A 26,152-nucleotide genomic window follows, 5' to 3' on the forward strand; every position below is an offset into this window, starting at 1 on the left:
AAACTTGCGTATCGCCAACCGACTTCTCCACCGTATCGCCGAATGCGATTATTTGTACCGTAACCTGCTGAATCGGCGTGCCACGCGCGAATTTCGTGATCACCGCAGCGTCCTCTGCGCAGAGGGGCAGCGCGTTATGCAAGAGCTCAACGAAAATGGCTTGGCCTTGAGTAGCATTGACCGTTTTCCGGGCATGCAACGCTTGTTCGACGAACTGCGCGAGCGCGCACAGTATGTCGAGGCGCGAAGCCGCAAAGTCGTACCTGCCGGCTCGGACCAGGCCAAGACCTATGCCTTCATGTCCAACGTGCTTGGCTCATATCCTCACTTCGATCCCAATAGTATTTTTGCCCGTTTCGCGTGCCAGTCGCCAATTCTCGAGATCGTGAATGGCTACTTCGGGATGTTCACCCAACTGCGTAAGTATGCGGTGTTCAGGAACGCATTCTCCAACCATTCGGAGAACGGGAAGTGGCACCGTGACGGCGCCTGCGACGCGATGGTCATGCGTGTTTTTGTCTACTTCGAAGACGTCAACGAACGCAATGGCGCCATGCGCTACGCTCGCGGCACTCATCATAGAAGTCTTCGCGGCAGTCGCGAAACTATCGACAGCGCCCAATTGGAGGCCATGTCCGTTTCATGCGGCGGACCCTGCGGCACACTTGTCTTTGCCGATACGCGCGGCTACCACCGTGCAGAGAAGTTCACCGAGGGTGGGCGCTGGCTCTACTACGGCATGTTCACGTCGCCCGGGTTCGGCGCGGACTACTTCCGGCGTCAGGAACATCGCCAGGCGCAGCACGGTGATCCCGTCTCCTGGGCGTTATCCAGCCCGCAGACGCTCGCCGACAACTTCCGGTCTGTCCCATGAGCGCGAACGATCAACCATCGGCAGATCGGCTGGAGCCTTCGCCAGGTTCGGAACACACCTGGCAGGCGCGGCTTACCTGGGGACAGCGGCAAATGTACCGCGCGATGCAGCTCGATCCTCAAGCCGAGCACTTCCACATGACTGACATGCTGCTGTTGCGCGGGCAGATCGACCTGGAACGCCTGTCGCTCAGCCTGGCGCAAACCTTCGCTGCGCATCCGGCGTTGCATATCCGGCTGGTGCCGTCTACCGACAGCGCGGAAGGTGTCGTGCAGCGCTTCGACGGCCTTATGCCGGTCGACTGCCTTGTGCATGACTGGTCCGGGCTGCCATCCATCGAGATCGAAGCCCGGCTGGCCGAGATACGTACACGTTTTGGCCGAGCACCGTTCGATCTCGCGGCAGGACCACTGTTTCGCGTTACGCTGGTGCGCACCCGCACTGACGAAGCCTACCTGTTGATGACGTTGCATCATCTATTGGCCGATGACTGGTCCATGGGGCTGCTACAGCAGGACTTGGCAGCGCGCTACACCGGCGTTTCGATCACGGCTGAAGCGCCAGCACCGTACTTCGAGTTCGCGCGCCACCAGGAGGCTTGGCTACAGTCGCGCGAGGGTGCCAAAGCGGTCGCTTACTGGACGGCGCTTCTCCAGGCCCTGCCGGTTCGCTTTCCCATCCCGGCCGATCGGCCGCGCCCGACAACGCCCCTATTGGGGCGTGCCACTGTGAGTGGCAGGTTGGCGGGGGAGGTCTCGCAGTCGTTGAGGAAGGTGGGGCGCGATGCGCGTGGCACCCTGTTTCCCGTGATGTTGGCGGCCTACAACGTGCTGCTGTGGCGGCTTTCACTGTGCTCGCAAGTGCCGGTTGCGACCCTGGTGGCCAATCGTGAAGATGGCACGTTCGACCGAACGGTGGGGCTGTTCTTCAATACGATTGTCCTGGTGTCCGATGTCCGGTCCGAGCAGCCGTTCTGCGATTTTGTCGCACAGGTGATGGCCACGACACTCGATGGCATGCAGCGCCAGGCGGTTCCGTTCCAGTATCTGGTCGATCGCCTCTGTCCGATGAGGGATCCGGCGCGCGTACCCTTCACCCAGGCGATGTTCTCGTTCATGGCGGGAGCGGGCCGGCGTTTGCGCATCGCAGATGCTGAGCTTGAGCAGTTCGGTGGCATCGACACTGGATCGGCCTACGACCTCAAGGTCACGGCCTACGAAAAAGACGACGGCGTGGAGATTTTGTTCGAGTACGATGCGGACCTCTTCAATGCCACTACTGTGCGGGCTTGGCACAGCACCTATCTGAACATCCTGGCGGACGCTGCGGCGCAACCCCGCGCGCCAGTGCAAACGCTGGGGTTCACTCAGACCGATCACAAGGGCAGCGTCCTGGTTGTACAGGACACATGGGGAGCCCCAGTGCCGCCCGGCTTCGCGGGTGAGCTGTGCCGCCACCAAAGTGGGGAAGTCGTGCGTACGGGAATCCTGGCGCGACGGACCGCGGAGGGCCGCATTCAGCCTTACGAGGTGAGGCCTGCGTTTTTCGAGGTGGAGGGTAGGCGGGTTGAAGTCTCTGCAATCGAACACTGCGCGCAAGCCGTCACCGGCGTTCGTCAGGCACTGCTGACTTTCGATGAGACCCGCGGCCTTGCCATCCACCTGGTCGTCGAGGCCGGGGTATTCCGCCTTACGGCGTTGCGCCGGCATCTTTTCGCATCGCTGCCGGCATTCTGTGTACCGAGCCTCTTTCGCATTATTCCATGGGTGTCAGAGTCGATCGGCGGTATCCCGGACCTCGACGAGCTGTGGCAGACCGGTCGAGAGGCCGAGACCTTCTCGAGCAGCCAAGAGCCGCGTGACCCGCACGAGACCCAGGTGCTGGACATCTGGTCGCAGGCCTTGGGCATTTCCTCCCTTGGTCCGGACGATGACTTCTTGGGCTCGGGTGGCAATTCGCTGACGGCGGCATTGATCGTCGCGCAGACCAACGGCCACTTCGGCTGCTCGATCACGCTTCGCCAACTATTCGATACCCGCACTGCAGCCCGCTTTGCCGTCTTGACGTACCCGAACCAGGCCAGCGCCAAAGTACGGCCTTGGTATGAACAAACACAGGTACGCAGTGCCCACTCGGCTCAGATCGAGGCGGACGGCAGCGTGTCTTATCCGGTGTCCGAGGCGCAGGCGCGCATGTGGATACTGGACCGGCTAATCGGCCCGTCCGACCGTTATGTCCTGAAAAATGTCTATCGCGTCGATGGACCGCTCGACGCCGAGGCGCTCGGCACGGCGTTCGCGGCGTTGGTCCGTCGACATGAGCAATTGCGCGCCGTCTTTCTGGAGACCGATGGGCTGGTGCGCCAGTGCATCCTGCCAGTTGAGCGTGTGGCGCTCAACGAAACATTCTGGGATTCGCTGCCTGGCTCAGAGTCGTCTCCCCCCGCATCGATCGCGCAGGCGGTCGATGCGCTTTTCGACCTGCGCACGGGGCCGTTGGCCCGTGCGCTGCTGGTGCGGACCCGTGACCCCGCCGTCCATTTCCTGTACCTGACGCTTCACCACATTGTGGCGGACGGTTGGTCATTGGGGGTGCTCTTTGACGATTGGTTGCGCCTCTATAGCGGTGACCGGGCCTTGCCCGCGCTGCCGGGGCAGTACCGCGACTACTGCTGCTGGAAAGCCTCGCATGCTGTGAAGGCAACTGTCGGGGCCGACCTGAGCTACTGGCGCGAGCGACTGGCGGGCGCGAGCGCTACGTTGTCGCTACCGGCGCGAGTCCGGGGAACGGACGTTTCGCAGCGGGGAGGGCGCCATGGGTTTCGGCTGTCTGCGCCGCTGTACAAGCAGTTGAGTTCCCTCGCTGGGGCAGAGAACGCAACCGTCTACGCCGTGTTGCTGGCCGCCTTTGCAACAGTGCTGTCGCGGCATACGGGGCAGAGCGACCTGAGCATTGGCGTACCCATCGCGAACCGCAACGAAGTGGGCACTGACCGGATAGTGGGGCTGTTTGTCAATACGGTCGTGATGCGCTTGCGTATTGATGCGTCCGCTTCGCTACGCGATTTGCTGTTGGTCGCGCGCGACACGGTGCATGAGGCCCTTGCGCATGGGGCGGCGCCGTTCGAGGCGGTTGTCCAGGCGCTGCAACCGCAACGGCATATGGATGCTTCGCCGTTGTTCGAAACCATGTTTACGTTCCAGAATCTGCCACCGGTGCCCTCCGTGCCGGGCGAACTTTCCTTACGGGGGGTACGACAGCCAGCCGCGCAGGCGAAGTTCAAGCTGGGTTGCACACTGACGCTGGTGGAGGGGATGGCCTATGGCGAGCTGGAGTTTCGCGAAGACTTGCTCGATTCGGCACTGATAGAGCGCTTCGCCGCCGATTATGTCTCGGTTCTGACGCAATGGGCGCAGCGGCCGGATTCAACCTGTGGGGCATTGCGCGTGAGTATTGCGCGACCAAGGCCGATTGCCGCGGCAAGCGCGCCCAGCCTGGTTGGCATGGGGGCCCTCTGGGAAATAGTCCATAGACAAGCGCAGCGCACGCCGGATCGGGCTGCACTTCGCGACCGGCTGACCGTGCTGTCTTACACACAGCTCGATACGCAGTCCGCACGTATCGCCGCTGCGTTGCGCGCCCTGGGCCTGGGGCACCACGCTCGGGTCGGCCTGTGCATGCCTCGTTCGCCGCAGGCCATCGTATGCCTGCTGGGCATTTTGCGTGCAGGTGCGGCCTATTGTCCAATGGACGCCGATGGGGACATTGAGGTTTGGCGCGAACAAGCCCACGGTGCCCGGCTCGATGCGCTGGTGATGCGGTCCGACGACCCAGTGCAAGTGAACGGCCTGCGAATATTATCTTTCGAGCATCTGGTGGCCCTGGGCGGGGAGGAGGTACCCAGCGCCGCTCTCCATCCCCAGGCGACTGCCGTGGTGTTCCGGACTTCAGGATCCACTGGACGGCCGAAGTATGTGAGCGTACCGCACGAAGGCATTCTGGCGCTCATCGCCTGGGCCTGTGACACCTATGATCCCGAGACCTACCGACACAGCACGTTGGCAACCTCGTTGGGCTTCGATGTGTCGTTGTTCGAGATGTTTGTCCCTTGGGCCCTGGGTGGTTGCGGTGTGCTCATGGACCATTTGCTCGTACCGTACGGGGGCGAACCACCGCTCAGCTGCGTCAGTGGCACACCGTCCCAGGTACGGGCCTTGCTCGAGCAGCGGTGCTTCCCTGTTGGGGCGGTCACGTTGAATGTGGCGGGTGAGGCGCTGCCACCTGATCTGGTGCAGCGAATCTTTGAGCAAACGCAGGTGCACCGGATCGTCAACCTGTACGGGCCGACGGAATGCTCGATTTATGCGAGCTGCGAAGACATCCGGCGCAATGGCGGCCCTATCGAAACAGTGCGTATCGGTCATCCGCCGCCTCACGTTTCGATGTACGTGATCGACACCATGGGGTGTGAAGCCCCCGAGGGCGTCGCCGGCGAAATCTGCATTGGCGGCCGAGGCCTGGCACACGGTTATACCGGGCAGGCCGCATTGACGGCCGAACACTTCCTACCCGACCCTTTCTCTGGCGTACCCGGCGCGCGCATGTATCGAACGCGGGACATCGGACGAGTCGATTCCGAAGGGGCAGTGTCCTACCTTGGGCGTGCGGACGGGGTGCAGAAGCTGCGTGGGATCTGGGTGAATTTCCATGAGCTTGCAGCCGATATCCGCGCGTGTCCCGGTGTAGGCGATGCCGTGGTGTTACCGATCCCGGCACAGGAAGGCGAGGGCGAGACCGGCGTAGTCGCATTCTGTGTGCCTGAGGACGGGGCACACTTTGATGAGGCAAGCCTGCGCCGCTTGTTTCGCCAGCATGTGGGGCGTACACGGCCCTTGGCCTATGGCAGGATCATCAACCGTTTTGTCAGGCTCGATGTGCTGCCGCTTACGCCAAACGGAAAAGTCGATCTGCAATCGCTCGCGTCGCTGGTTCCTGGCAGGCCGGTGCGCTCGAGCGGGGCAGTGGTGCAGACCGACCTACTGTGGCATGCGCTGCGCGACGCCTGGAGCAGGGCGCTGAACGTCGAGGATCTGGACGAGAGCGACGACTTCTTCGTCCAGGGCGGCCATTCGCTGCTGGCCCTGCGCATGCTGGGGGACATCGAGGCCTCCACGGGGCTTGCGCTGCCATTTGCTTCGATCTTCGAATTTCCGGTATTCGCCGAGTTTGTCGAAGAAGCCGCCAGGGTTGCACGCATGCAGGCTCGACCTGATGCGGCGGCAGGGCCAATCCAGCGGGTGAGGAGGGGAGACGGCAGTCACTTGCCGGTTTCCGCGGCGCAGCGGCGGCTGTGGTTCCTCGACCAGTTCGAGCAGGGGACACACCACAATGTACCCATCATGCTGCATCTGCATGGGGCGACGGATGCCGATCGATTGATACAGGCTGTGCGGGCGTGTTTGCACTGCCATGAGGTATTTCGCACTTCGTTCCATTTCGTCGATGGCGACATTGTGGCGAGCATCGCTGACGCCACCGCCATAGAACCGTTGCTGGATGACTGGTCCATGCTGACGCCCCAGGTGCGTCGGGACCGCGAGTCAGCTTGGCGTCAAGACCAGGCGACTCATCGCTTCGATCTGTCACGTCCAGGCCTCGGGCGGGTTCAACTGGCTCGCCTGGGGCACGATGAGTGGTTGCTGGCGATGGTATTCCATCACATCGTCACCGACGGTGCGTCCATCGCGCTGTTGACGCGTGAAATTGGCCAGCGCTACGGGTGCCCGGACAGGGTACCGGCGCCGCAACTGCAATACGTGGACTATGCCGCCTGGGACCGCCGAAATGCCAACAACCCAGCTCATCAGGAACACTTGGCCTACTGGACGACGCAATTGAGTGATGCGCCCGCTTTCCTGTCGTTACCTGCCGACTATCCGCGGCCAGTGGTGTCCAGCCACGCCGGAGCGGCTCACGCGTTTCTCCTGCCAAGGGAAGAGCTGGAGGATGCCGGCCGGTTATTTGCACAGCTTGGCGTGTCACGCTTTACCGGACTGCTCACGCTTTTCAAGCTTGCGGTGCACCATCACACCGGCAGTCGCGACATTTGCATTGGCACGCCGGTGACAAACCGCCGCGCTTTGCCGACGCACGTGATGCAGGGGTATTTCCTCGACATGCTGGTCATCCGCACACGATTTGTGGCGACTGACACCCTTGCCGATCTCATCGCCAATGTGAGCGCGCTATGCAGCGCAGCCTTCCGTCACCAGGCCCCCGGCTTCGATGCGATCGTTGAACGGCTACAGCCTGAACGGACATCGGGCTATCACCCCATGTTCCAGTTGGCTTTCGTCTACACGGACGGTGCCGCGCCCGATAGCGAGACCCCCGACCTTCGTTGGGTCGCCTCGCAAGGGGGCAATCGTGGTGCACAGTTCGACCTGACCTGCCATTGCAACGAAACGCTGGAAGGGCTGTGGGTGACGTTGGACTACAAGACCGAGTTGTATGCGCCGCAGACCATCGTTCGTTTTGGCGACTATTTGCGCCGTTGCCTGGCGTTACTCCGACACCAGGTGCAGGAACCCATTGCGTCCTTTCCTATTGCACACGCGCCAGAGTCCGTGGGGCGCATCGCCGTGGGCCCGCAGGTGGTTGACAAGCGCCTGGCGGATGGTTTCGAGCGTCAGGCATCGCTCAACCCTGATGCCATTGCGGTCAAGACCACGGCAGGAGATTTCAGCTACGCGACGCTCGAGACACAGGCGAATCGGTTGGCGGCCCGCTTGTTGCGAGATGGCCTGCAGCCGGGAGAACGAGTCGCCGTGTGCCTGGAGCGAAACGAGTCGTTGCTCGTTGCGTTATTGGCCATCAGCAAGGCGGGCGGTTGCTTCGTGCCGTTCGATAGCCAGACCCCATTACTTCGCCTGCAAGGGATTCTCACGCGCCACGCTATCCGCCGCCTGGTCACTACCCACGCGCTCCTTGCTCCGCTGTCAGGCGTGGCACAGCCCTTGGCGCTTTCACACCTTTATGACTTTGGAACATTCACCGTGGCCCCGGCCTGGCCCGGGGTCGGTTGCATTGTGGGTCGGCAGGACTGGGCTGGTGAAAGTGACGAGCGCGTGTCTGCCCAGCGCAGTTCCCGGTTGCCGGCCTATGTCATCTTCACCAGCGGCTCGACGGGTATGCCCAAGGGCGTCGTGATCGGACATGCAGCCGCTTGTTCGACGATCGACTGGATTAATGCACGTTTCGGTATAAAAACCGGTGACCGCCTGATGTGGTGTGCTTCCGTCGGATTCGACCTGTCGATCTATGATCTGTTCGGCACGCTTGCTGCGGGCGGCACGGTGTGTGTCGCCGACAGAGGCATGTTGGCGGATCCGGTCATTCTGGCGTCATACCTGACCCATTGGGAGATCACCATCTGGAATTCCGCGCCCGCAGCGCTGCAGTTCGCACTCTCTGGATGCGAGGTGCTTGGCGCAGCCTATCGCTGCGACTCGTTACGCCTGGTCATGCTCAGTGGCGACCGGATCCCGGTCAAGCTGCCTGCCGCCGGTAGCGTGCCATTTCCGAATGCGCACTGGCATGCACTGGGGGGCGCGACCGAGGCCGCGATCTGGTCGAATCACTACGAGATAGGCGATAGGGAGGGCGCTTTGGCGATTAGCCGCACCCCAGCGATTCCTTACGGCCGCGCGTTCGGGGCCGCGACTTACTATGTCATGAACAATGATTTCCAAGTCTGTCCAGATGGCGTGGAAGGCGAGCTGTTCATTGGCGGTGGCTGCCTGGCGGACGCTTATCTGGATGCGCCGGATCTGACCGCGGAACGTTTCTTGCCCAACCCGTTCGAGGCAGGAGCCAGGCTCTATCGCACGGGGGATCGTGCCAAGCGCGACGCGTTCGGCACCTTATGGATCCTGGGGCGATGGGACAACCAAGTGAAGGTCCGCGGCCATCGTATCGAACTCGGCGAAGTAGAGAATACGCTCCAAGGGCTGGACCAGGTGAAGTGCGCAGTGGTGCTGAAGGACGCGTTGCGCGATGCGATCTATGCATATGTCGAGTGTCATGCGCCTGGCGTCCTTGATTGTGCGGAGATACATCAGCATCTGGCCAACCGTTTGCCTTACTACATGATACCGAGCGCTATTTATCCTATCGAAGCCTGGCCGATGACAGCCAACGGCAAGCTTGATCGCGGGCAGCTCTCACGTTCCCATGAAGACGTTGAGGCCAAGCGTCATCATGCGCCGCTTCCCGCCGCCGGCACGGTCGCTCACCAGCTCGGGGCCATCTGGGAGGCGGTGCTGCAGGTCCCTGTGAATGACCCTGACCGAAGCTTTTTCGATTACGGTGGCTCGTCGCTCAAGGCCATCGAGATGTTGCACAAGGTAGCTGCGCATTTCGGCACGGCACTGCGAGTGAGGGACATTTTTCATCACCAGACCCTTTCGTTGTTCGCCACGTGCATCGAACGGCGAGGGGCAAACGTCTACGCGTTGGAGAGCAATGATGCAGTGACCCTGTGGAAGCCCGGAGACACCGCGCTGCCTGCACTTGTCCTTATCGCGCCACCCGGCGCGGACGGCGCATGCTATGCCGCGCTGATGGACGAACTGTCCCCATTGCCCTGCGCCATATACACCGTATCGTTGACGCTGTCCGTCCTGCGACGTTGGCATGAGGGGCTTGACCACACGATTGACGCCCTGTGCCTGGAGCTGGCCTGCGCCATCGCAGACGCAGGCATTACGAAGTTCGTGCCTTGTGGCTGGTCTTTTGGCGGCACGCTCGCTGCGCACATCCAGAGGCACGATGGGGAGCGGAAATTATCACCTCCGGCACTTTCATTGCTTATCGACAGTTTTGAGGCGGACGTTGTCGCCTGCGCAATAGCATCCGGAGAAAAAAGCGGGAGGTCATTTGACGGACCGATAGGCTCTGGCTTGTTGCCGGTCGATGCAGATGACGCTGCAAGGGCCGAACTGGTATCGCTATCATTCGCGGTGTTGCAGGCGGGTAATGGCAACAAGACGATCCCGGCGCAGAGCCGTATCGAGCTGATTGAAAGTATGCGCGGCGCCAGTACTCGAGCTTCGGCCAGTTGGCCTGGACAACGGCTCCTGCGTACCGATGTACTCGATGCACATCATTACGAGATGCTGCATCAACCTTGGGCGAAGGAAGTGGCCACATGGATCAAGACATGCCTGGGGCGCACCCATGAGTTCCAGTTTTTGACTATGCAGAGGGATTAATGAGCATGCAAACCGGAATTCTCATCGTGTCTCGTGAGCGAGCCTCTTGGCTGGTTTTCTGTGTGATCGCCGGGCTGGCATCTTCCTGCGCGGTCATCCTGGCGATTCGGGAAATTGCCCTCGTGCTGGCGGATGCTGGCTCGGGACCTGCCTTCTCATGGCGCATATTCCTCATCGCGCTGGCCGTGAGCATCCTGGGCGGCCTCAGCTCGCAGCTTGCGCTTGGGCACCTGGGTGTGCGGCTTGTGCACGAGCTACGGCTCCACGTTGCGCAGCGTATACTCCAGCTTCCCTATCGGGAGTATGAGCAACAGGGGTTCTCCCGCATGTACGCCATGCTCTCGGATGACGTTACCAAAGCGTCAACCGCACTTGGCACGTTGCCTATGTGTGTGGTCTGCATAGGGCTGGTGGTGTTCGGGCTCGGTTACTTGCTGTTGCTTTCACCCTGGCATTTCGCGCTGGTAGCGGTGGTTTTGTTTTTGGGCATCGTCATTGCTCGCTATGCCTCGGCCCGCACCAGTCGCGCGCTGCGGGAGGTGCGGGCGCTCGAAGATCAGATGCAGGACCTGTACCGCGCCATGATAGAGGGGGCGAAAGAGTTCCGCTTCAGCACACGGCGGCGGCGAGACTTTCTCGCCTCGGTACTTTCGCCGCTGAGTTCGCGGCTCGCGTCGCGCAAACAGGCGAGCGGGGCGTTGTGGAGCGTGACGGTGCAATGGAACAACCTGGTCTTCTTCCTGCTGCTAGCGGTGGTGGCTATCCTGCCGCGGCATATGCCGATCAGCGACGCGAGCACCATGACCACCTACGCTTTGGTGCTGCTGTTGTTGCGTGCGCCCATCATGGCATTGATGGAATTGGTGCCGACGGTCCTGGCCGGAAAAGTCGCGCTCGACCGACTGGCGCAATTGGATGTGGCTCATTCTGCGAGCAGTGCGGAGGAGCCGTCGGTGACGCCATCGATCCGCACCCTGGCGCTGCGCAGCGTCTGCTTCGACTATGCGGCGGAACCAGGCGAGGCGGGCGTTCGCCTTGGCCCCATCGACTTGTCGTTAAGGTCGGGAAAAATCATCTTCATTACTGGCGGTAACGGCTCCGGCAAGACTACGTTGGCGAAACTGTTGTCAGGTTTGTACGCCCCGAGTGAGGGCAGTGTCTTGCTCGACGGTGTGGAGCTGAAGCCTGATGTGACGACCGTGTTGCGGCATTACGCCAGTGCAATCTTCAGCGATTTTTTCGTGCTTCCCTACGAAGGGCAGCGCAGTAACGTTGCCATAGATCTCGCGTCTTGGGAAAAGCGGCTTGGGCTGGATGACAAACTCTCGGCAGCGAGCGAGTGGCGCTCGGCGCCGCGTCTTTCTCAAGGTCAGCGCAAGCGCCTTGCATTGTTGAATCTTGTCGCACAGGACAAGCCTGTCTGTCTCTTTGACGAGTGGGCTGCGGATCAGGACAAGGATTATCGTGATCTATTCTATCGACAGCTTTTGAGAGAGCTGGCGGCAAAGGACAAAATCGTGATTGTAGTCTCGCACGACACCGACTATTTTTTTGTCGCTGATATTGTTATTCACATGAAGGACCTGAAGGTCACCCACATCGAGGAGAAGGATCAATGAGCTGGGACCATGAAGATACGGAGTTCAATGTTGTCGTGAATCACGAAGAGCAGTATTCGATCTGGCCTCTCTACAAGGAGATACCAGCAGGCTGGAGAACCGTCGGTGTCCAAGGGAAGAGGGCGGTGTGTCTCGATTACATCGAAAAGACCTGGACCGACATGCGTCCGCTCAGCCTGCGTAAGGCGATGGAGAACTCATCGAGCAGTTCCTCTTGAGTCGCGAACCCATGGACAGGTCGGGGATGATAGCGCTCGCGCCCTCTGTTTTTCGCGTTCAACCATCGAAGGTCACACCGACGAAATATTGCAGCTTCTTTGTCGTCCATCCCCAGGGCAATCTGATGCTGCCCTGTTTCGCCAAAGGTGCAAGTATCGAGGGGGACTTCGAGGCTATGGCGAATATGGGCGGGGTCAGCGCGCAACTGCTCGGCGATATGCATTTGAAGAGCAACCATTGCGATGTGCTGCATAAGCGTTTTGGTGCCTGGACGTACTGCAGTGAGCCTGAGCGGGATGATGTGGGTAAGAGTGTAGGGAGCGTGAAGGCATTTCCCTTTCACAGGCACCATCTGTTTCCACATGTCGAGGTGATTCCTACGCCTGGACACCGTCCCGGGGGGACTTGCTTCCTGGTTGAAATGGATGGCTTTCGTGCTTTGTTCGCGGGTGACAACGTCGGCTATGATGGGGCGAATTGGACGGCCTTTCCCTCTAAATCGGGCAAGGAGGCGTTGCGGCAATCACTGTCGGTACTTGCCGACTGCGAGTTCGATGTGCTGTATGCGATCACGCTTGCGGTAGAGCCTGTGTGTTCGATCAGCCTCCCAACCGCTGAAGCACGCCAGTGTTTTTTCAACGACGTGGCCGTCCAGGCCGGCCTCGTCTGACGTCCGTTCTTTATCATGCCTATCTTCCCCGAACTCAAGCAGGCATTTATCCAGCGGGTGGAGCAGAACTTCCGCCCGGGGCATCGTGGCGGCATTGTGCAGTTCATCGTAGGCGAGCAGCCCGAGGGACGATTCCATGCGACGTTGACCGATAACGTTCGTTTCTCGGACGGCACACACAGGGCGCCGGACGCCAGCATCGAGATGTCAGAGGATATGTTCCAGGGATTGGTAGAGCACCCGGAACAACCTCTGCGCTGTGGTGCCAAGATGTCCGGCGACCAGGCATTATTGTCACTGATCGCGTTGGCGGCGCATGGGGAGGGCGCGACTGGCCCGGCCCGGCTACGCACGATCGATTCCCGCGCACAGAACTGGCTGCGGCTGGATCCGCCGATTTGCCGTCGTCCTTCGATCAATTCCTCAGGGCTGCTTTGGGCGTTGCATTTCAGCGTGCCCTTGGTCCTGACATCGATGCTCGGCGAGGGCGGTTGGCGGATGACGATAGAGCGTCTGTTTGAGCAGTACGGCCAGTTGCCGCTGGTTGGGCTCGATGCGGACGTCCTGGGCGCGTCGCTGGACTTATCGACATTGGGCGCGCTCATCCGTGACGCGCTCCACGGTGGTGAGGCTCTAGTCTACAGTGGCGGATGCGCGCTTCCGGGCCCCATGTGCGAGGCATTTACGCTTCCGCTGCTAAAGCCCACCTGCTTCAGTCGTCCTCAGTTGTGGATGGGACGTCGCGACGAAGCGGCTTGCACCCGGCTGCATAGGGACTTTCTGCATGCGTTTATCGGACAGGTCAGTGGCGTCAAGACCTTCATGATAGCTCCGCCTGAGGAGGCGCAGTACCTGTATCCCGGCGCATGCTTCAATATGTTCCAATTGGCCCGGTTTGATCCGTTCCAACCAGATTTCATCCGTTTCCCTCTCGCTCAGCAGGCAAAGTTCCTGACAATCACTCTTCACCCAGGCGAGTTGCTTGTTTTACCTGCAGGCTGGTTTCATACGGTGCGAAGCAACGGTCTGGTGATGTCGATCAATCGTTTTATGCGTGAAGAGGCCTGGGCTTCCTTCTCTGGACGCATTGAAGCGGCACCGGCCGACGTAGCGCTGCAATGGATCGAGCAACTGAGCTAGGGCTTGCGATCCATGTCCGTATCAACGGACCTTTCTACACACGCTTGCTGCAAACGTGATGGGTGACATTTTTTGAAAGGCGTTGTTCATGCATGCCAGGTGCAGCGGCAGATCGGCACTTGACCTTGGAAAAATCAAACGACGGCTCATTCGCATATTTAAAGAACCTCAATGGCGAAAAAGCCTGCACAGGGCGTCACCTGGGCTGATCATTGGCTACACATAATGTATATTATGTTAAACCAGATGCCATGTTAGAAATGTTCATGAGGCTCATAAGGTACTGATTCGACAAACCCGCTTCTGACGTCCAATCTCTCAACGGGCCATGTCCTTTGTGTTCATGGCGAGTCCTTGAATGAGGTGGCTGCCGATGAAGCTGATTCAGTGCCGTTTCTCTTCAGGTCAGCGTGTACCGCTGCTCGTGCAGACTGGAGACGCGGCTCCGTTGCCCATACTTGTCCCGTTCATCTACGTTCAACTCAAGCTAAGGTACCGCGCTTACAACACTACTGCGGCACATCTGCGCGCGATCCAGGCTTTCTACATCTATGCCAAAAGCCGTGACCTCAATTTCAGGGCTAGCCAGATCAAAGTCGTATGCCCTGCAACATCGTTTTTCCAATCCAGATCCCAAAACGTGTTTTCTGAAAACCAGCATCCCTCATCCCCTGAATTGGGACTGTCAGAGGTTGGGGCGGCAAAGCTAAGGCGGGCGGAAACGAGGTATATGAACATGAATCGATGAACAATTACGTTAATTTTGAGAGCGTCAGGACGGAACTTCCCTAAAGGCCTGTGAACATGACTTCCAATACATCATTCCACGTCATGCTCAACAGACCCGTTGCCTGGCCTCGTGAGTGTGTTGAGGCTAAGTCCCAGTCTCCGCCATAGGCGCTAGATCATTTGATTGATCTGGTGGACTACTGTCTCCGGAGACCTTTGGCACATCCGCCGCCACCTTACTGAAGATCACTTCGCCACGCCCCTTGTCGTAGCCCAACTCAACACTATCGCCGGCTTCCAGCTTGCCAGCGAGCATTTCCTTCGCAAGCCGCGTTTCGACGGCCTGGCGAATCTGACGTTTCAACTCGCGCGCGCCGAACTCAGGCTGATAGCCAACATCCGCCAGATAATCAATGAGTGAACCATCAATTTTCACTGTGATGTTCTGTGCAGCTGCGGTTCGAATGACCCGATCAAGCTGAATGCTCACAATCGACCGGATGTTGTCACGGGTAAGGGCATGGAACACGATGATGTCGTCAATACGGTTCAGGAATTCGGGACGAAAATGCCCTTTCAAGACGCCCATTAATTCATCACGTAACGCTTTATCCGTAAGGCGTGCATCTTCTGGGCGCTCAAGATTCTCCATGATCACGGGAGAGCCCAGGTTGCTGGTGGCAATGATGATCGTATTGCTGAAGTCCACAACACGTCCTTTGCCGTCCGTGAGACGCCCATCGTCGAATACCTGTAGCAATACGTTGCTCACATCGGGATGCGCCTTCTCGATTTCGTCGAGCAGAATCACACTGTAGGGCCTGCGGCGGACACGCTCTGTCAACTGGCCGCCTTCGTCATATCCCACATAACCGGGCGGCGCACCGATCAACCGGGCAACCGCATGACGCTCCATGTACTCCGACATATCAATACGAATGATCGATTGCTCGTCACCGAACACCGTTTCCGCCAACGCTTTGGCAAGTTCGGTTTTGCCGACGCCCGTAGGGCCAAGAAAAAGAAACGTGGCAATAGGTCTGTTCGCCTGGCCAAGGCCGGCTCGAGACAAACGAACAGCATCGCTGACCGCGAGAACGGCATCTTCCTGTCCGACCAGCCGATCACGCAAAGTGTCTTCCATATTCAACAGCTTTTGACGCTCTGCCTGCGTGAGCTCAGTCACTGGAATACCGGTGAGACGGGACAGAACTTCGGCAATTGACTCCAGGGTCACCTCAAGGGTTTCGGAACCGGTCTTGCGCTCCCAGGCTTCTGTTTCCTCCCCCAGTTGCGCTTGTTTTTGACCAATGCGCTCTTCGAAGCCTTTGGATTCATCAAAACGTTTACGGGAGGATGCATAATCCTGTTCACGTTTAAGTTGCGTGATTTCGGCTTCCAGCTCCTGAATGCCAGCCGGCCTTGAGGAGGAACTGATTCGGACGCGGGCGGCTGCCTGATCGATCAGGTCAATGGCTTTGTCCGGCAAAAAGCGCGAGGTGATGTAACGATCCGACAGCTCTGCTGCCGCCACAAATGCTTCATCGGCGAATGTGACCTGATGGTGAGCCTCAAGCTTATCGCGCAGCCCTCGCAGGATAATGATGGTCTGTTCGACGGTGGGCTCGGCTATCAGCACAGGCTGAAAGCGTCGTTCAAGCGCTGCGTCTTTTTCGATGTGCTTTTGATACTCATTGAGTGTCGTCGCACCGATCAAACTAAGCTCCCCGCGTGCCAATGCGGGTTTCAGTACGTTGGCAATATCCAGGCCGCCCTCCTCACCACCCTGCCCCGCGCCAACGATCGTGTGTAACTCATCGATGAACAGAATAAGCTCCGAGCTTTTTGCGGCGACTTCATCAAGCAGTTGCTTGGCGCGCTCTTCAAATTCACCACGATATTTGGAGCCCGCAACCATTGAGTTCAGATTGACTTCAACGAGCCGTCTGCCACGCAAGATCTCAGGGACGTCACCCTTGACGATACGCTGTGCAAGCCCTTCAACGATGGCTGTTTTACCAACGCCGGGTTCACCAATAAGCACTGGATTGTTTTTTCTGCGCCGTGCCAGCACCTCAATGGTATTTTCGATTTCCTGCGCACGTCCGAGTACGGGATCAAGCTTGCCCTCGCGAGCCAACGACGTCAGGTCGCGACCGAACTTGTCGAGTGTCGGCGTTCCCGTCGGGGTATCGACTCGCCCATCTTCAGCCCCCTTGCCCACCACCTTGACCACCTTCTGCCGCAAGGCTTCAGGCGTTACGCCGTATTTTTTAAGCAACGTCCCGGCAATACTTTCCGGGACAGAAGCAAGCCCGATCAACAAATGTTCGGGGCCTACGTACGAATGCCCTAAATCACGAGAGGCCTGGAATGCAAAATTGAACGCTTTCTTCAAGCGCGGAGAAATGGTCATCTGATCGACCGAAACCTCGGCAGTGCCCCTCTGCGCATGTTGATCGATGTAGCCTTTGATATCGTCCGCAGAAAGCTTCAGCTCCTTGAGCAAAGCCGCACCAACATCGGTATCTGCCAGCACGTACAACAGATGCTCGGTATCGAGATCGCTGCGGTTCAGTTCGTGGGCTTTCTCTCCGGCGCGCTGCAAAATTTCGAGCGTCTGGGAACTGAATGCATCGGTTGCATCGACAGATTCTCGAGGTACTTGCGCAGAGAGCCTGAAGTCATCGCCCCCCTGATCCTTTGCGCCGCCCATGCTGTCGAAAAAGCGAGAGACTCCCCCGCCCAACAGAGAGTCGAATGGATTCAACATGCTTTGATGGCGTAAGAGTTGGCGGTAATCGTGGTCGCAAACGGACATTGTTCTGGCTTGGCCATTTTGCGATACGGTCACCCGCGCGACCGCTGGTCTCGCGTTACATATTTCACAGAGAGTTGCCATGATGAGTTGTCTCCAAAAGGTGGATAACACGAACTCATTCAGATGGATCTACTTCCCTGTAAACGATGCTCAAGAAGCTGGGACATGAGATCCGCATTACGCTGAGCTTGATCAGGAAGACGATGATGTTGCGGGGAATGGCAGTCACGACAGACGATGCCATCCAATCAAGATAGTCGGATCTCATCAAAACACGCTATGGGCGACTCAGGAAACCGACGAACGACGTCTGATAATTTCATGGGCAACAGAACGAGCGAGCGCGGCCTTGCTGAGGAAACCGAAAACGCGTTCAGCTACTACGGCAAGCGAGAACAGCGACTATAGTCATTGGTGAGCCAGAGCGAATCCTGTCGCCGCTCTACCCTCCTGGCCCTCAATCAAATACCGCGAAAGCACGGCGGACGTCGTCGTGCTTCTTGAAGCGGAACGTGAACGTCTCACTGCCGAAAACACTCAGGCTCAGGCTGAGATCGAGGCATCGTTGCCGTTATAAATCCCTTGATGGTGGATGGAGTTATCCCGCCGACCAAGTTGTATTCCCCTGAGTAGACCCCAACCACCTTTCTATCAGGGCTCAAGCAATGAACACCTCAGAATTGGATGATGCAAAAAAAACGAATGACGACCTGGCTCAGGGGCCGCTGTCAGCCGGCACTGTCGCGCCCGACTTCACGCTGTACGCGACCCCTGATCAGCAGCTATCGCTGCGCGAGCTAAAGGGAAATCCCGTGATACTGGCGTTTTATCCCGCTGACTGGAGTGTGGTTTGTGGTGACCAGCTGACCTTGTACAACCAGTTGCTACCCACATTCAGAGAATACGGTGCGACGCTACTGGGTATTTCGGTTGACAGCGCCTGGTGTCATCAGGCCTTCGCCAAAGACCGAAATTTTCACTTCAGCCTGCTGGCCGATTTCGAGCCCAAAGGTGCTGTGGCGCGACAGTATGGAGCATACGATTCCCTCCTGGGGGTTTGTAAGCGGGCGCTGTTCGTGATTGACAAGGAGGGGGGGATCGCCTGGAGCTACGTCTCACCGATGGCAATCAACCCTGGGGCGGACGGCATTCTGGATGCGCTGGATGCGCTGGCGAATTCGCCACAAGACACGCAAACCAAAAATTAACGGGTGATCACATGGCCACTCTCAAAGTCCCGGTAAGTGACAACGACCATCGCCAGGGAAGTGCGCATGCCAAGGTCACCTTGGTGGAATTTGGCGACTATGAATGTCCCTATTGCGGTGAAGCGTATTGGATGGTCAAAGAGCTACAAAAGCATTTTCGCGATGATCTGCAGTTCGTGTTCCGTAACTTTCCACTGACCACCGCTCACCCGCATGCGATGGGTGCAGCTGTCACCGCTGAGTATGCCGGGAGTCGAGGATTCTTCTGGGAGGCTCACGACGAATTGTATGAAAATCAGGAGCGATTGGGCCTGCCGCTGTTTCGGGCCATCGCTCTAAAACACGGCCTCTCCAGCGAAGAACTCGTTCTTGCCATGCAAGACGGTACTTACCTCCCCAAAATACAATCCGACTTTAATGGCGGCGTACGAAGCGGCGTGAATGGCACCCCAGCGTTTTACATCGACGGGCTTCGCTATGACGGGGTTCCAGAGTTCGCCGAGATGAGCCAGATGATTGAGCTTTCGTTAGTGCGTGGGTGAAGTCGCTAGACAGCGACATCGGCTTGGCATCGCCCACACCGAAGCCGGGGACTAACAGCGTTAGCTTCCTTCTACATTTAAAGAGGTGTACACGGAGCCGGCAACTAATGAAATCATTGAAGTATTATGAAAAAAATCGGCGCGCCACATGGTTAGAGTTGTTTTTTGACCTGACTTTTGTTGTTACAATTGGCAAAGTTACGCATACTCTCGGACATGTTCATCAAGGCCACTTTGAACATGATCAATTATGGACATTTTTACTGATTTTTGTTCCATTGTGGTGGATCTGGTCTAGCCACACGATTTATTCCAATAGGTTTGATACAGACAGTAACCTTCACCGTTTAGCAACATTATTTATAATGTTGCTTCTCATTGTGGCATCTGCTCGGATCGGGGAAGATCTGGAAGTAAACTACCCCCTTGTTATTGCCTGCTATTTTGGTATACGTGCCATCATCAGTATTATGTACATTTCGTCCATAAGCAAACTCGATTCACGTAACGAATTCTCCTCTAAGCTTGGCTTCGCCCTGTTAATTAGCGCAGTTGTTAGTCTTTCATCCATTCTTTTTGACCCACCCGTGCGTTACCTTGTCGCTTACACTGGGATTCTTCTTGATATTCTGTTCCCTGTATTTTTCTGGACTAAACTAAAGCCACTGCCAGCACATACAGAACACTTGGTTGAACGCGTAGGCTTACTCACCCTCATCTTATTGGGTGAGTCAGTGATTAGCCTTTCTGGAGGATTATCTGACATTCAATGGGATCGTTATAATGTGATGGCAGCAATCACCGGATTTATCATGATTTGCAGTATCTGGTGGATCTATTTTGATAGTTTTTACCTGCTGAGCAAAAATGAAAGTAGTATGACTGGACACTCCCTGATTTACTCGCATCTTTTTCTATTTCTGGGGCTAGCACTCCTGGCAAATTTGATCAGGCATGCGATCCTGAATGACATTGCGATGCGCGATTTCCAGATTACGTCAATCATCGGTATGGCCTTATTTTTCTTAGGCAAGCAATATGGCTACTTCAGAGCGGTACCTAAAATAAGGAAATACATACTACAAAACACCTTGATCGTGTTTTCTCTAGGTGGTTTGGTTATATTCCTACCCCGCGTCGAGTACATATTGGTCGGCCTGACAGCAACCATGATCTGTTATGTTTTACTAAACTTCCGGTATCGTTGAATCTTTAACGTTGGGCCATATCACGGGTGGATCAGCTATCCGCGCACATCAATACAGCCCTACCAACCAAAGCGGGTGGTCGCCTGGAAAGCACGGGGGCAAACGCCGCGGGAGGCACGCGCCAAGCGGCAAAAACCTAATCAAAGAAGGCCAGGGTGCGAACTTCGATACTCTCACGCGGCGGAGATCCCGGCGGCGTATTGGGGTCCTTGAAGGCGGTATGGGGCGTAAAGCGGGCACGGCCGTCGTGACGTGAGTCATACCCCTTGATCAGCAAGACTTCGTCACGGCGCATGTCCGGAAAATAGTACCAGCGCTGTTGCGGATTGTAGGCCAGGTGGTAGATCTCGCCGATACGATCCGGATAGACCAAGTCGGTGGCCAGCAGGTCATCGAAGTCGAGCGTCGAGGCATCCAGCACCGCCAGCGGTGAGCGCTTGACGGGCCCGCTCATCGGGCGCCAGAGGTTAATCTGGGCCACCGACACCTGTGCGCCGGCCTGATCCTGGCCCAGCACGTCGCGAATACGCTCAGGCCCCGAGCGGTCGGTGTAGTCATTATGCACACGGCTGGCTGGACCGCGAATATCCCGCCGCTCGGCGTCGCTGCGCCTGGTGTGGTCGAAGATGACGACCCGGCTCGCGCCCGTCAACTCCTTGATCAAGGCCTTGACCTCGTCATAGTAGACGCTTTCCACTGAGGTATCGTCGTAGAGATCGTCGACCACCGTATCCCGCCGATGGAGTTCAAACCCCTGCTTGTCCAGAGAAAGGCTGTCTGCCAACGGACGACCGTTGTGTATCGTGACCTCGCGCTCCTCCTGCTCAGCAAAGTAGTGCGGTTCACTGTTACCGGTCAGAGCCTCGGTATGCACATAGGGCTTCGCATCGTGCTTGACCAGGTAGGTGAGTTTTGTGATGACGCTGGCGGGCATATCAGTTGTGCACTTCAAGTAACACCTCCCGTTCTGCTGAGCGCATCCGGCGTAGTGTCACCGTGGCGGCGCTGTAACTTTCATGTAGACACCTTCAAGCTCGATCGTATGCCTTTGAACGGACACTATCAAATGCAGCCCGAGGTGCACGGCACACGATCGGTAGAAAAGGACCTCTCTAACTTCGGCATCGACGACCAGTTTGACCATGACGGCGTGTCGCACTCCGGGTCTGCGTCGATCATGAGCATCCGATATCCTGGCCCGCCCTTTACAATCGTTTGTCTGGCATAACGGGTTCGGACGTTGGTTATTAAACTTCCCGCACCACTATCTAGAGAAGCGGAATGCTATAGCTCACAAAAATACGATTCTGATCTACGCTACGAGCCGCTTCGCTGTTGGACTTGCCGTTACGCCAGCCAAATCCGACGCCTTTGAGCGCTCCGGACTGAAGCACGTAGTCCAGGCTAATGTCTCTTTCCCATTCCTTTTGGTTGTCGCCTGACGTCGTTTTAATATTATCGCCGGAGAGGTACATGACCGAGCCTTTCAGGCCAGGGACACCCAGTGCGGCGAAGTCGTAAGCGTACTGACCGAAAACTGTGCGCTCGCCTGCGCGGGCGAAACTTTGGATCAGGCGGTCTGTATACAGATACAGGCTTGCTCCACCGGCGCCCTTGTCTACCAGGCTCCCCTGACTGAGTTGAGTGAAGTTGCTGCCATCCGACACACTTTGATACCCCGCAGTAATCGCGTGGCCACCCAGTGTGTAAATCAACGCGGCACTCCAGGTACGGTTGTCGATCTCTCCATCACCGTTTTTGGTGTAGCCACTCATTCTGTAGCCTGACGTACCGGCGCTATTTGCACCTGAGGAGTCAGTTTTGAAGTAGCGCAGGTCGGTTTTAAGGGACTGATTGTCCGAGAGCGCCAGGGTGTGGATTAATCCCAAAAAATGCTGTTTATAGTAGTTATCGAGGTTGGCGTAGTAGTACTGGGCTGTCAGTTCCTTGGTGACGTTCCAATCGCCCCCGGCGAAGTCAAACTGATTGCTTTCACGCGTACCGCCAGCAACGGCCAACCCCGTCTGATCGGTCGAACCCCGCCCTGTTGCATGTTCGATCCGACCGCCAGTCAAGGTCAGCCCCTTGAACTCGCTCGAAGTGATTTGACCGCCCTCGAAAGTTTGTGGAAGCACGCGCCCATCGTTGGCGACCAGAATTGGGAGCTTCGGAATCAAAGTGCCGTAGCGAAATTCAGTTTTCGACATTTTGACTTTGCCGGTCAGCCCCAGCCGGCTCCACTCGTCGACGGCACGGTTGTCACTGTCAGAAGGCATCATGCTGCTACCGACATGCCGTCCTTTGCCGCTGTCCAGGGTAACCCCCAGCAACCCCAGGCCATCGACACCAAAACCAACCGTTCCATCGGTATAGCCCGACTTGAAGTCCAGCATGAAACCCTGCGCCCATTCTTCGGTTTTGGAAGGGTCGGCAATGCCATCGCGGTTGTCGTTATTGAAGTAGAAGTTTCTCATTCCCAAGGTGGCTTTGCTATCACTCAGGAAGTCAGCATGCGCCTGTACACTCAGGGTGATACTAAGAAACACCGAACTTGCAGTTATTGTTTTTCGACTCATTTATATAGCGCTCCATTTGTTATTTTGAAGTAATAGAAGCAGCGCAAAATTTTCCAGGTGCGCGTTTTTATTATTCTTAATATCCCGCTAAGCACGAGAAATCGACGATACCTTGCCCCGACTGCATCAAGTTAATATCGTTAATGCAAGTTCCAAAGTCGCTCATCGCACCTGTTTCTGTTATGCAGCGCGATAGCGTTAGAGCCGATTGTGTGAGAAAGGCGCAGGGAGTGCCTTGCCTGGGGAAATGGAGTTTTGCGTTGGGGTCTGAAAATTTATCTTATCGTCTGAATTTCAGGATTGGGGCCGGACACAATTGTCGGTCGAGTACCCAAAGGCTCAACGGGCTGACCTGACGACTGTCCTCTATAGCAACCCGCGGCGCGCCGATCACGACGCCCAAGGCCCAGAATGCGGTGTAACCATCTGTGACGGGGACCGAGCCGGACGACGAACATGGCGGTTCCCCGCAAAGCCGTCTACTCTTGCTGGATGGTCTCCATGCTTTTGCTCAGGCGATGTATCGGGCTGGAACGATCTGATTATTTTGACCGTCCGCTCATCACCAATCCGGACCTGCCCGCGCGTATTGCCAGCAACTGGCCCCTCACTCCGGTCGACCCGACCAGCACGTACGGCGTAACGGGCGAAGACTGCACCCATTACCCCACCTGTCGTTCCCAAGCGACCGATGCCGCAGCACCTCTTAAACAGGGGCGCTGTTCACGTTTCTCCCATTGAGGAAGATGAGTATGTATCGGCCGAGCACGATTCCTTATCAGCAGCATCGAGGGTTCAGCCGAACCTTCACACAGGGTCATTTGAGCCTTGGATTGTTCTTTCCTTTGGAGGCCTTCGATGGGGACACTCCGAGCATGCTCAACCAGGTCGCACTGGCCAAACAAGCAGAGGCGCTGGGCTTCTGCGCGCTCTGGTTCCGCGACGTGCCGCTTCGGGACCCTGGTTTCGGTGATGTTGGCCAACTGTTCGACCCCTGGGTTTACCTGGGCTATATGGCCGCTCACACGTCGGAGATAGCGCTTGGCACCGCCTCCATTGCCATCCCTCTACACCATCCTCTGCACACGGCCAAGGCGTCAGCCAGCGTCGATCAGTTGAGCGCAGGTCGCTTGATTCTGGGGGTAGCTTCCGGCGATCGCCCAGTGGAGTTTTCGGCTTTTGGCGTCGATCCCGAAAGACGCGGAGAGATCTTTCGAGAACACTACGAGGTGATTCGCCAAGCCCACAGCACCAGCTTTGAACCCATCCGCTGGAGCAGTGGTGAGATGCACGGCGCAGACCTCATTCCGAAACCCACAACCCATGTCATTCCAATGCTCGTGACCGGCAATAGTCGCCAGTCACTGGATTGGATCGCGCGCGAAAGCGTCGGATGGATCAACTATCCACGTATACCGAACATGCAGCGCCTGATCGTGGAAGATTGGCGGCAGGAGGTCATGAAGCAATGTGGCTCCGTCTATAAGCCCTTCACTCAGTCGCTCTACATCGACCTCGATGAGAATCCGTCCACGCCACCCACTCGCATTCATTTGGGGTTCAAACTTGGACGCTACCATCTCCGTTTTTTGCTGGAGTCGCTTGAGGAAATCGGAGTGGACCACGTTATCCTGAATCTCAAATACGGAAAGCGCCCTGCTGCGCAAGTCATTGAAGAGCTGGGTACTCACATCGTTCCGCAATTCGGAGTACAGCCGCTTCCTGAAACGAGTTAATAGGCCGGCCGCCTCCTTGCCGGCCTAGGTGGTACGGTTCAACAGGTTGAATCATCAGGCTGATACTTGTTCAAGGAATATCAGTTGCAACGGCTCTTCGAGCAGGTCATCTGCCGACGCGGCAAAGCGCAGAAAGTACGGCATCGAAAAATGCGCATCCAGCGCCGCCTGATCCCTGAAAGCCTCGCGCATGTAGAACGTGCCCTGCTCGTCACGCAGCTTGAACAACACATAGTCGAGATTGCCCGGCTCTGCGCGGGTCGGCTCGACCAGCGCCAGCAATTCTTGTTTCAATGCCAGTTCTTTGCCTGCCTTGGCCTTGAGCACGGCAATCGATACCAACACGTTACTGGACGTATTCACCGTCAACGCTCCAACAATAAAAAAATGGAAAGTGATGCCGCGGGCAGTTAAGCGGGCCCGCCTGCTGGATGAGTGAAATCAGAAACCTTCCAGAACGATCTTGCCCCGGGCCTTGCCGCTCTCGACCAGCGCATGGGCACGACGCATGTTTGCCGCATTGATCGCACCGAAGTGCTCGCCCACGGTGGTTTGCAAAACACCTTGGTCAATCAGAGCGCTGACCCGGTTGAGCAGGTGATGCTGGCTGATCATGTCCGGGGTTTCATACAGCGAGCGGGTGAACATCAGCTCCCAATGCAACGACAGCGACTTGCGCTTGAGCGGCATCACGTCGAGGCTTTCGGGATCGTCAATCACACCCAGACGCCCTTGCGGCTTGAGCACCTCGATCAGTTGTGCAAAGTGCTGCTCGGTGTGAGTCAGGCTGGCGACATAGTCGATCTCTGGCACGTCGAGCGCTTGCAACTGTGCGAGCAGTGGCTGGCTGTGATCGATCACGTGATGCGCGCCCAACTGCCGCACCCAATCAGCGGTTTCCTGGCGTGAGGCAGTTCCGATGACGGTAAGGCGGGTCATCTGTCGGGCTAGTTGCACCAGCATCGATCCGACGCCCCCAGCCGCTCCAGTGATCAACAGGTACTTGCCCTCCCCCGAACCCTCGGCGACACCGAGCCGGTCAAACAACAATTCCCAGGCAGTGATCGAGGTCAACGGCAACGCGGCCGCATCGGCTGCACTCAATGTACGAGGCTTGTGCCCGACGACCCGCTCATCGACCAAATGGAATTCGCTGTAGCTGCCTGTGCGGGCAATCGAGCCGGCATAGAATACTTCATCGCCCGGCTGAAACAACGTCACTTCAGAGCCGACCTCACGGACAATGCCTGTGGCATCCCAGCCGAGGATTTTTGGTTCTTTTGTGAAAGTTCCGGCGCGCACCTTGGTGTCGACCGGATTCACTGATACCGCGCGAACTTCAACCAGCAGGTCCCGTGGACCAGGCGTGGGCATCGGGAGGTTGATATCAATCAATGCTTGTGGATTGTCGATGGGCAATGCGTGTTCGGTAAAGGTGATGGCTTTCATGGACACTCGCTGTCTGAAGGGTTGGTGCATTCACTTGCAGCCATCTTCGACTTCCCACGTACATAGAAAAACAAGCAGAATGCGCCAAC

At 57.4% G+C, this 26,152-nt stretch carries 16 protein-coding genes; 11 read left to right on the plus strand and 5 right to left on the minus strand.

What is annotated here, in order from left to right; all coding sequences use genetic code 11:
• Positions 1-4: 4 nt before the first annotated feature.
• From AO356_RS26550 to AO356_RS33150, 7 genes are all read left to right on the plus strand, one after another.
• Positions 5-874 carry a phytanoyl-CoA dioxygenase family protein gene (locus AO356_RS26550; RefSeq protein ID WP_060742322.1) on the plus strand — a complete coding sequence of 290 codons (870 nt, stop codon included), beginning with the start codon at positions 5-7 and terminating at the stop codon, positions 872-874.
• Positions 871-10,146 carry a non-ribosomal peptide synthetase gene (locus AO356_RS26555; RefSeq protein ID WP_081015429.1) on the plus strand — a complete coding sequence of 3,092 codons (9,276 nt, stop codon included), beginning with the start codon at positions 871-873 and terminating at the stop codon, positions 10,144-10,146. The genes AO356_RS26550 and AO356_RS26555 overlap by 4 nt, the downstream gene beginning before the upstream one ends.
• Positions 10,146-11,765 carry a cyclic peptide export ABC transporter gene (locus AO356_RS26560; RefSeq protein ID WP_203225766.1) on the plus strand — a complete coding sequence of 540 codons (1,620 nt, stop codon included), beginning with the start codon at positions 10,146-10,148 and terminating at the stop codon, positions 11,763-11,765. The genes AO356_RS26555 and AO356_RS26560 overlap by 1 nt, the downstream gene beginning before the upstream one ends.
• The gene (locus tag AO356_RS26565) at positions 11,762-11,983 is read left to right on the plus strand and encodes an MbtH family protein (protein WP_060742324.1); all 222 of its coding nucleotides are present in this window, start codon (positions 11,762-11,764) and stop codon (positions 11,981-11,983) included. Before AO356_RS26560 ends, AO356_RS26565 begins: the two co-directional genes overlap by 4 nt.
• Positions 11,984-12,009: 26 nt before the next feature.
• Positions 12,010-12,654, plus strand: coding sequence for a hypothetical protein (locus AO356_RS26570; protein WP_152032448.1), 645 nt, complete (start codon positions 12,010-12,012; stop codon positions 12,652-12,654).
• A 15-nt stretch (positions 12,655-12,669) separates the two neighbouring features.
• The gene (locus tag AO356_RS26575; RefSeq protein ID WP_060742326.1) at positions 12,670-13,794 is read left to right on the plus strand and encodes a cupin-like domain-containing protein; all 1,125 of its coding nucleotides are present in this window, start codon (positions 12,670-12,672) and stop codon (positions 13,792-13,794) included.
• Positions 13,795-14,167: 373 nt separating this feature from the next.
• Complete coding sequence (locus tag AO356_RS33150) at positions 14,168-14,542, plus strand: hypothetical protein (protein ID WP_237140775.1); 375 nt, start codon at positions 14,168-14,170, stop codon at positions 14,540-14,542.
• A gap of 126 nt (positions 14,543-14,668) precedes the next feature.
• Here the strand turns inward: AO356_RS33150 and AO356_RS26585 are convergent, their stop codons facing one another.
• A complete protein-coding gene (locus AO356_RS26585; RefSeq protein WP_404942855.1) occupies positions 14,669-17,428 on the minus strand; it encodes an ATP-dependent Clp protease ATP-binding subunit in 2,760 nt (919 codons plus the stop codon).
• 581 nt (positions 17,429-18,009) lie between these two features.
• On the opposite strand from AO356_RS26585, the gene AO356_RS26590 reads away from it, so the two are divergent.
• From AO356_RS26590 to AO356_RS26600, 3 genes are all read left to right on the plus strand, one after another.
• A complete protein-coding gene (locus AO356_RS26590) occupies positions 18,010-18,552 on the plus strand; it encodes a redoxin domain-containing protein (protein WP_060742328.1) in 543 nt (180 codons plus the stop codon).
• A gap of 11 nt (positions 18,553-18,563) precedes the next feature.
• Positions 18,564-19,094, plus strand: coding sequence for a DsbA family protein (locus tag AO356_RS26595; protein WP_060742329.1), 531 nt, complete (start codon positions 18,564-18,566; stop codon positions 19,092-19,094).
• A gap of 107 nt (positions 19,095-19,201) precedes the next feature.
• Entirely contained in the window at positions 19,202-20,302 is a 1,101-nt protein-coding gene (locus tag AO356_RS26600) for a low temperature requirement protein A (protein WP_060742330.1), read from the plus strand.
• Between the two features lie 136 nt (positions 20,303-20,438).
• Here AO356_RS26600 and AO356_RS26605 read toward each other — a convergent pair whose 3' ends face one another.
• The gene (locus AO356_RS26605; RefSeq protein WP_177431689.1) at positions 20,439-21,236 is read right to left on the minus strand and encodes a CmcJ/NvfI family oxidoreductase; all 798 of its coding nucleotides are present in this window, start codon (positions 21,234-21,236) and stop codon (positions 20,439-20,441) included.
• 334 nt (positions 21,237-21,570) lie between these two features.
• Positions 21,571-22,878: an OprD family porin gene (locus tag AO356_RS26610; protein WP_060742332.1), complete on the minus strand. Its 1,308-nt coding sequence runs from the start codon at positions 22,876-22,878 to the stop codon at positions 21,571-21,573.
• Between the two features lie 752 nt (positions 22,879-23,630).
• On the opposite strand from AO356_RS26610, the gene AO356_RS26615 reads away from it, so the two are divergent.
• Positions 23,631-24,614 carry an LLM class oxidoreductase gene (locus AO356_RS26615; RefSeq protein WP_060742333.1) on the plus strand — a complete coding sequence of 328 codons (984 nt, stop codon included), beginning with the start codon at positions 23,631-23,633 and terminating at the stop codon, positions 24,612-24,614.
• A 54-nt stretch (positions 24,615-24,668) separates the two neighbouring features.
• Here the strand turns inward: AO356_RS26615 and AO356_RS26620 are convergent, their stop codons facing one another.
• Both AO356_RS26620 and AO356_RS26625 read right to left on the minus strand, forming a co-directional pair.
• Complete coding sequence (locus tag AO356_RS26620; RefSeq protein WP_060742334.1) at positions 24,669-24,977, minus strand: putative quinol monooxygenase; 309 nt, start codon at positions 24,975-24,977, stop codon at positions 24,669-24,671.
• Positions 24,978-25,055: 78 nt separating this feature from the next.
• Positions 25,056-26,063: a zinc-binding alcohol dehydrogenase family protein gene (locus tag AO356_RS26625; RefSeq protein WP_060742335.1), complete on the minus strand. Its 1,008-nt coding sequence runs from the start codon at positions 26,061-26,063 to the stop codon at positions 25,056-25,058.
• Positions 26,064-26,152 lie beyond the last annotated feature (89 nt).

The sequence above is a fragment of the Pseudomonas fluorescens genome (genome assembly GCF_001307275.1).
Lineage (GTDB): Bacteria > Pseudomonadota > Gammaproteobacteria > Pseudomonadales > Pseudomonadaceae > Aquipseudomonas > Aquipseudomonas fluorescens_AA.